Annotated in this window: 5 protein-coding genes; 1 reads left to right on the forward strand and 4 read right to left on the reverse strand. The window is 62.6% G+C overall.

Annotation, left to right across the window (positions count from 1 at the left end):
* Nucleotides 1–216: 216 nt before the first annotated feature.
* The 4 genes from pssA to BBX50_RS25500 form a co-directional block, all read right to left on the reverse strand.
* Nucleotides 217–1,092 (reverse strand): CDP-diacylglycerol--serine O-phosphatidyltransferase, encoded by an 876-nt coding sequence (gene pssA, locus BBX50_RS25485; protein ID WP_065778086.1) that lies wholly within the window; start codon nt 1,090–1,092, stop codon nt 217–219.
* A gap of 9 nt (nt 1,093–1,101) precedes the next feature.
* On the reverse strand, nt 1,102–1,800 hold the full coding sequence (locus BBX50_RS25490) for a phosphatidylserine decarboxylase (RefSeq protein WP_065778087.1): 699 nt from the start codon (nt 1,798–1,800) through the stop codon (nt 1,102–1,104).
* 115 nt (nt 1,801–1,915) lie between these two features.
* Nucleotides 1,916–3,802, reverse strand: a complete 1,887-nt coding sequence (locus tag BBX50_RS25495; RefSeq protein ID WP_065778088.1) for an ABC transporter ATP-binding protein/permease — start codon at nt 3,800–3,802, stop codon at nt 1,916–1,918.
* Between the two features lie 205 nt (nt 3,803–4,007).
* Nucleotides 4,008–5,756 (reverse strand): LysM peptidoglycan-binding domain-containing protein, encoded by a 1,749-nt coding sequence (locus BBX50_RS25500; protein WP_065778089.1) that lies wholly within the window; start codon nt 5,754–5,756, stop codon nt 4,008–4,010.
* 244 nt (nt 5,757–6,000) lie between these two features.
* Here BBX50_RS25500 and BBX50_RS25505 point away from each other — a divergent pair, with 244 nt between their 5' ends.
* Nucleotides 6,001–6,621 carry a TIGR00730 family Rossman fold protein gene (locus tag BBX50_RS25505; protein ID WP_065778090.1) on the forward strand — a complete coding sequence of 207 codons (621 nt, stop codon included), beginning with the start codon at nt 6,001–6,003 and terminating at the stop codon, nt 6,619–6,621.
* Nucleotides 6,622–6,758: the final 137 nt, after the last annotated feature.

Below are 6,758 nucleotides of genomic sequence, written 5' to 3' on the forward strand. Positions count from 1 at the left end.
TCCATAAAACCTCCGTTCTATGTCTCGGCCAGCCTAGCGGTCCAAGCACGGAGGTCTCTCAAGGAAGATGTAGAACTCGTCCAGTCCTCCACCGGAGGTGGAGGTTTACTTGCTTACAATGAAACCCGCCGAAAAATCGACGGGTTTGTCAGCGGTCTGAAGGCCACCGTGTCACCACGGTGGCCTTTTTGGTTTGGTATCGCATTCGAGGCTCGGTCAGTCCTTGTCGCCGGGAAGCCCATCACCGCCGGCGGAGGGATGGACCGGCCAATCGCCGCCATATTTGCGCTGCCAGGAGCGCGCGCCGAAGGGCAGCGTGATCAGGTAGCCAAGCGCCGTCACAGCCATCGTTTCCCACGTGTAGGTCATCAGCGTCGCGACGTAGAAGACGACGCCGAGAATGGCCGGCAGGACGAGGTCGCGGCGCACGCGGCTGTTTTCCGACTTGCCGGACCAGACCGGCAGCCGGCTGACCAACAGAAAGGCGATCAGGACCGTATAGGCGGACGCAATCAGCGCGAAGGTGCGCTCGGGCGCCAAGCCCAACAGGCCGAGATAAACAGGCAGCAGCACCAGCATGGCGCCGGCTGGCGCCGGTACGCCGACGAAATACTCCGACTGCCAGGACGCCTTGACCTGTCGTTCCGCCATGACGTTGAAACGAGCGAGCCTGAGGCCCATGGCAATCGCGTAGATCAGCGCCGCGATCCAGCCGATCGAACGCGCCTGGTCGAGAATGAAGACGTAGAGCACCAGCGCCGGCGCAACGCCGAAATTGATGATGTCGGCGAGCGAGTCCATCTGGCCGCCGAAGTTCGACGTCGCCTTCAGGGCGCGCGCGACGCGACCGTCAATGCCGTCGAGAAAGGCCGCGAGCAACACCATGGCAACGGCAAGCTCGATGCGGTTTTCAAAGGCGAGCCGAATGCCCGAAAGACCGGCGCAGATCGCAAGCACGGTAATCAAGTTCGGGATCATCAGCCGCAATGGGATTTCCCGCAACCGCGGGCCGCGCGCGATGTCGCTGGACCCGTTCGGCTCCCCGGACGCTTGCGGCGTTTCAGTCGGCTTTTCCTGTTCAGAGCCTTCCATGGGTACTCCTTATGCGCGCCGGCTGATGACCGGACCCTTGGGCGAGCCGAACTCGGCGAGCACGGTTTCACCGGCAACGGCAGTCTGCCCGACGCTGACGCGCGGTTCCGCTCCTGCGGGCAGGAACACATCGAGGCGCGAGCCGAAGCGGATCAGGCCGAAACGTTCACCCGCCTCCAGCGCCCCATTTTCATACTTCCAGCACAGAATGCGACGGGCAACGAGTCCGGCGATCTGTACGACGCCGATGGCGCCATGCTTGGTTTCGATCACCAAGCCATTGCGCTCGTTCTCGTGGCTGGCTTTGTCGAGTTCGGCGTTGACGAACTGACCGGCGCGATAAGCGACGCGGGTGATCGTACCGGCCATCGGCGCGCGGTTCACATGGCAGTTGAAGACGTTCATGAACACCGAAATGCGCAGCATCGGCTCGGAGCCGAGGTTCAGTTCCTCCGGCGGCATGACGGTTGCGATCGACGAAACGCGGCCATCGGCCGGGCTGATCACCAGATCGTCGTCGATCGGCGTCATGCGCTCAGGGTCTCGGAAGAAGTAAGCGCACCAGGCGGTGAGCACGAAGCCGACCCACATCAGCGGCTCCCACAGGAAGCCAAGCACCAGCGACACGACGAAGAAGATCGCGACGAAGCGATAGCCTTCCTTGTGCACCGGGACGAGCGTGTTGCGGATCGTATTGACCAGGCTCATGAACTCTACTCCAGATTTTCCGTGGAACGTGACCTAGCGCGAATTGTCCCGGCGGGCAACGCCACCCGCCCGACAGCGACAAAACGCGTCGCGCTCAGCAAAGGAATTAACACCGTCACACCGCCGGCTCGCCGCGGGTGACGATGCCGAGATCGTCGCTTTCGCGCACGCGCTTCAGTTGCTCTTCGGCCTGCGTCGCTTCGCGCTGACGGCTCCACATCGATGCATAAAGGCCGTCGCGGTCGATCAGCTCGCCATGGGTGCCGCGCTCAGCGATGACCCCGTCTTTCAGGACGATGATCTCGTCGGCATTGATGACAGTCGAAAGCCGGTGCGCGATGACAAGCGTTGTGCGGTTACGCGAGACGACATCGAGAGCCGACTGGATCTCCTGTTCCGTTCGCGTATCGAGCGCCGAGGTGGCTTCATCGAGAATGAGAATAGGCGGTGCCTTGAGAATGGTTCGCGCGATCGCGACGCGCTGCTTCTCGCCACCGGAAAGCTTGAGGCCACGCTCACCGACCATGGCCTGGAAGCCTTCGGGCAGGCTGCGAATGAAATCAGCGATCTGCGCGGCTTCAGCCGCAGCCTCGACCTCGGCCTCGGAAGCCGAGGTGCGGCCATAGCGGATGTTGTAGGCGATCGTGTCGTTGAAGAGGACGGTGTCCTGCGGCACCATGCCGATGACCGAGCGCAGGCTCTTCTGCGTCACGCTACGGACGTCCTGGCCGTCGACTGTAATTGCGCCCTGCTGCACATCGTAGAAGCGATAAAGCAGCCGCGAGAGCGTCGACTTGCCGGCACCTGAAGGCCCCACGACGGCAACCGTCTTGCCGGCCGGCACTTCGAAGGAGATGCCCTTGAGGATCGGTCGCGCCCGATCATAGGCGAAGTGCACGTCCTTGAAGGCGATCGCGCCCTTCCCGATCGCGAGTTCGGTCGCATGCGGGCGGTCCACCACTTCGGCCCTGACGTCGAGCAGGTCGAACATGTGCTCGATATCGGTCAGGCCCTGGCGGATTTCGCGGTAGACGAAGCCGATGAAGTTGAGCGGGATGGCGAGTTGGATCAGCATGGCATTGACGAAGACGAAATCGCCGAGCGTCTGTTCGCCGCGCTGAACGGCGACCGCCGACATGATCATCATGACCGCCGTACCGGCGCCGAAGATCATCGCCTGGCCGAAGTTGAGCCAGCCAAGCGAGGTCCAGACCTGGGTGGCGGCCTTCTCATAGCGCTCCATGGACTTGTCGAAGCGCCGGGCCTCCATCTCCTCGTTGCCGAAGTACTTGACGGTCTCGAAGTTCAGCAGCGAGTCGATCGCCTTGGTGTTGGCGTCGGTGTCGCTGTCGTTCATCGACCGGCGGATGGCGATGCGCCAGTCGCTCGCCTTGACGGTGAACCAGATGTAGAGCGCAACAGTGACGGCGGTCACGAAGAGATAGCTGAAACCGTAGCCCCACCAAAAGATCACCGCCGTCAGCAGGAACTCGATCAGCGTCGGCACGCTGTTGAGGATCGTGAAGCGGACGATCGTCTCGATGCCCTTGGTACCACGCTCGATCACCCGCGACAGCCCGCCGGTGCGCCGTTCCAGATGGAAGCGCAAGGACAGCTGGTGCATGTGGACGAAGGTCTTGTAGGCAAGTTGGCGCACGGCATGCTGGCCGACGCTCGCAAACAGGGCGTCACGGAGCTGGTTCAAGCCCGCCTGCAAAAGACGCGCAAGATTGTAGGCGAGCACCAGCATCACCGCGCCGGTCAGGACCTGAGGCAGGAAACCCAGGACATCCGGCTTGCCGTTCAGCGCATCGGTTGCCCATTTGAAGGAGTAGGGAACGAGAATCAGGACGATCTTGGCGATGATCAGGATGACCGTTGCCCAGATGACCCGAAGCTTGAGGTCGGCCCTGTCTGTCGGCCACATATAGGGCCACAGATTGGCGATCGTCTGCAAAGGATTGCTCGTATCGGCCGAAACAGTTTTCTTCTGGGGTGCCACGTTCTGATCCGCTCTTACGTTTCGCGCCGTTTGGGGGCCGTTTATCGCCCACTCAAGCACTGCGCCGCGCCTTCGCTGTAACCGAAGACAAACGACGCCGTCATCACCGTTCAATGAAAAGCGGCGCCCTTCGAAGGCGCCGCCCTGGGTCGAGAGATAGGCATCCATCGCTGCCGCCGCAATGTCGGCGGCCGCGATCTGGAGCTTATTGCTCGTGTTTCATGTGCTTCTTGTGAATTTCCCGCGATTCATCGTCGGACAGCGCCTTGTCCGGCACCCCGAAGATCTGGCCCGGGCGAATGCGGTCCGGATCCTCGATCTGGTCCTGATTGGCGAGATAGATCGTGGTGTATCGCAAGCCAGCTCCGTAGACGCGGCGCGAAATCTGCCACAGCGTGTCGCCACGGCGGATGATCACCGAACTCTTGCTCTCCTTGAGTGGGGCCTGTTCGACCGTCTGCGGTTGTTCGGACGACGCCGCAACGGCAGCAGTTTCGGTCACCGGTTGTGCCGCCACCGTGTCGTCGGCAACGGCGCTTCCTGCACCCAGAACTTTTGCCAACTCGCCCGGCGCAGGGGCGTTACCCTTCGGCTGGACCTGTTCGGACGCGGGCGTCGCGCTGCCCCTTTCTGCCAGAACCGCACCGACCGTCGCGTCGACCTTGGCCAGAGCCGTGGCAACGCTCGACGGATCCTGAGGCGCTGCTTTCAATGCAGTGAGCGCAGCGGCCGCCGCGTTCGAAGCACGCGCCGCAGCAGCAGCAAGCGTCTGATCGGAATTGTCGGCAAGCCGGAAATCGGCAAGCGACTTCAAGGCGATCTCCGTTGCAGAGCGGGCCGCGGCCAATTGCTCGCCACTGGGCACTTTGCCGTCGGCATAGAGCCCCTTCAACAAAGCGAACGCCTTGCCGGCTTCAGCGCGCAGACCGTCGAGCCCGGCCGTTGCCGAAGGCGTGCTTGCCGGAGCAACGGCTGCGACCTGCGATCCCGCAGGACGATCAAAGGGAACCGAAGCCCGCATCGCGACCTTGGTGCCATCCTCGTTGAGCATGTCGGCGCGGATGATGTGGCTGCCGACCGCCAGTTCAATCTGACCGTCAACGACGAAGCGGCCCTTGTCGTCGGCCTTCACCTCACCGAGCAACGTGTCGTCGGCATAGACACGAACCAGCGCACGGGGCCTGGCGCTGCCGGCGACGAACATCTTGGCTCCCTCAATCTCGACGGCGCTCACCTGCAAGCCAGGAACACCGGTGGCCGGAGCCGTGGACATCTCGCCGGTCGCCTGGGGCGTCGCCGAAGCAACCTCCGCCGGCTTGGTGCCGGTCGCCTGTGCGGTTGCGTCCGGTGTCGTGATTAGCCGGCTCGCCTCGCCCGGCTTCGAGACCATGGCCAGCAGTTGGCCTGATTTATCCTTGGGAACGGAAACGGTCGCGACCTCCTGCGAGCTCTTCACCGCGCCGTCTTCGGCCGTGCTGCGCAAGGTAAGCTGATGGTCGCCGGCAGGCAGCGGATTGTCGAACACCGCGGCGAAGTCGCCGGTCGCACCGACATCGGCTGTTCCAACCACCGTATCGCCGCTCAGGATCTCGAGCTTCGAACCGGGCTGCGCGTGTCCCGCGATCACGGTCGATCCGTCCGGCTCCACACGCAGCACGTCGAAGCCAGGTATGGCCGGATCGACGGCGGGTGCATTGGTCGCAGCGGCGTTGGCATTCTGCTGCGCCTCAGGTGCAGCGCCGGCCTTTGCGGCATCGGCCGTCTTCGTGCCTTCCGCGCCGCCCGTTTTCTGCGGGCCACCCGTTGTCGACGCCGATTCGGTTGACTGGCTTGCGCTGCCTTCCGCCGGCTTCTTGCCGTCGCCGCGCAAGTTCGGTTGAATCACGAAAACCATCAGCGCTGTCGCTGCCACGAGGACAGTAATGGCCACCCAGCCGGCCCTATTTTTGATCATGCCACTCTCCACACGGAGCGGAGCGACGCTCCGCGCATGCCCTCTCATCGGCCTGCGGTGCGGGCTTGCACTTGTCATTATAGCGCAACAGCGAGCAACTCGTCCGATTTCTTCAATCAATCCCTGAAATTGCTAGCGATTCGCGATTCGGCATACAAGCAGCCGAACGCGCGGCAACCCGCAGAAAGCCGGGTTTCCCCTCATTTTTCTTGACCCATGCTGCGCTGCAATGTCTTTTGGAGGCATGAGCACCGATAACAGCACGATTCGATCCATCTGCGTCTATTGCGGTTCACAGCCGGGACGCGACAATGCCTACATGGAAGCCGGGCGCGCGCTCGGCCGATCCATCGCCGATCACGGGCTTCGCCTGGTCTACGGCGGCGGTACACGCGGCATCATGGGCGCGGTCGCCAGCGGCGTCCTTTCCAACGGCGGCGAAGTCACCGGGATTATCCCCGAATTCCTGATGGACAAGGAAGCAACCCGACATTCGCTCGGCCAGTTGAACGAGCTGATCGTCACCGCCGACATGCACGAGCGCAAGCACACGATGTTCGAACGCGCCGACGCCTTCGTGGCACTGCCGGGCGGCATCGGCACGCTCGAAGAGATCGTCGAGATCATGACCTGGGCGCAGCTCGGGCGTCATCGCAAGCCGATGGTGTTCGGCAACATCAACAATTTCTGGCGGCCGATGATGGACCTGCTGCAGCACATGCGCGAGGAGGGCTTCGTCCACACGGCGCATCTGGTGCAGCCACTCGTGGTCAACGACGCAGTCGATATCGTTCCGACCATCCTGGCGGCCGCCAATGGCGGCAACAGCCGCGAAGGTGAAGCCGAGATCATCTCCCGGCTCTGACAATGGGCCGCAGCAAGCAACAAGTCATGACCTCCACCAGAGGTGGAGGTTTGAAACGCTGCGCTTGAACCGCTAGAAGCGGTTTTGCTATAGGTTAGTAGCTACGGTTAAAGAGGTCGGCAAAGTCGGAAGCTTTG

It is taken from the genome of Ensifer sp. LC11 (assembly GCF_001695835.1).
Taxonomy (GTDB): Bacteria; Pseudomonadota; Alphaproteobacteria; order Rhizobiales; family Rhizobiaceae; genus Ensifer.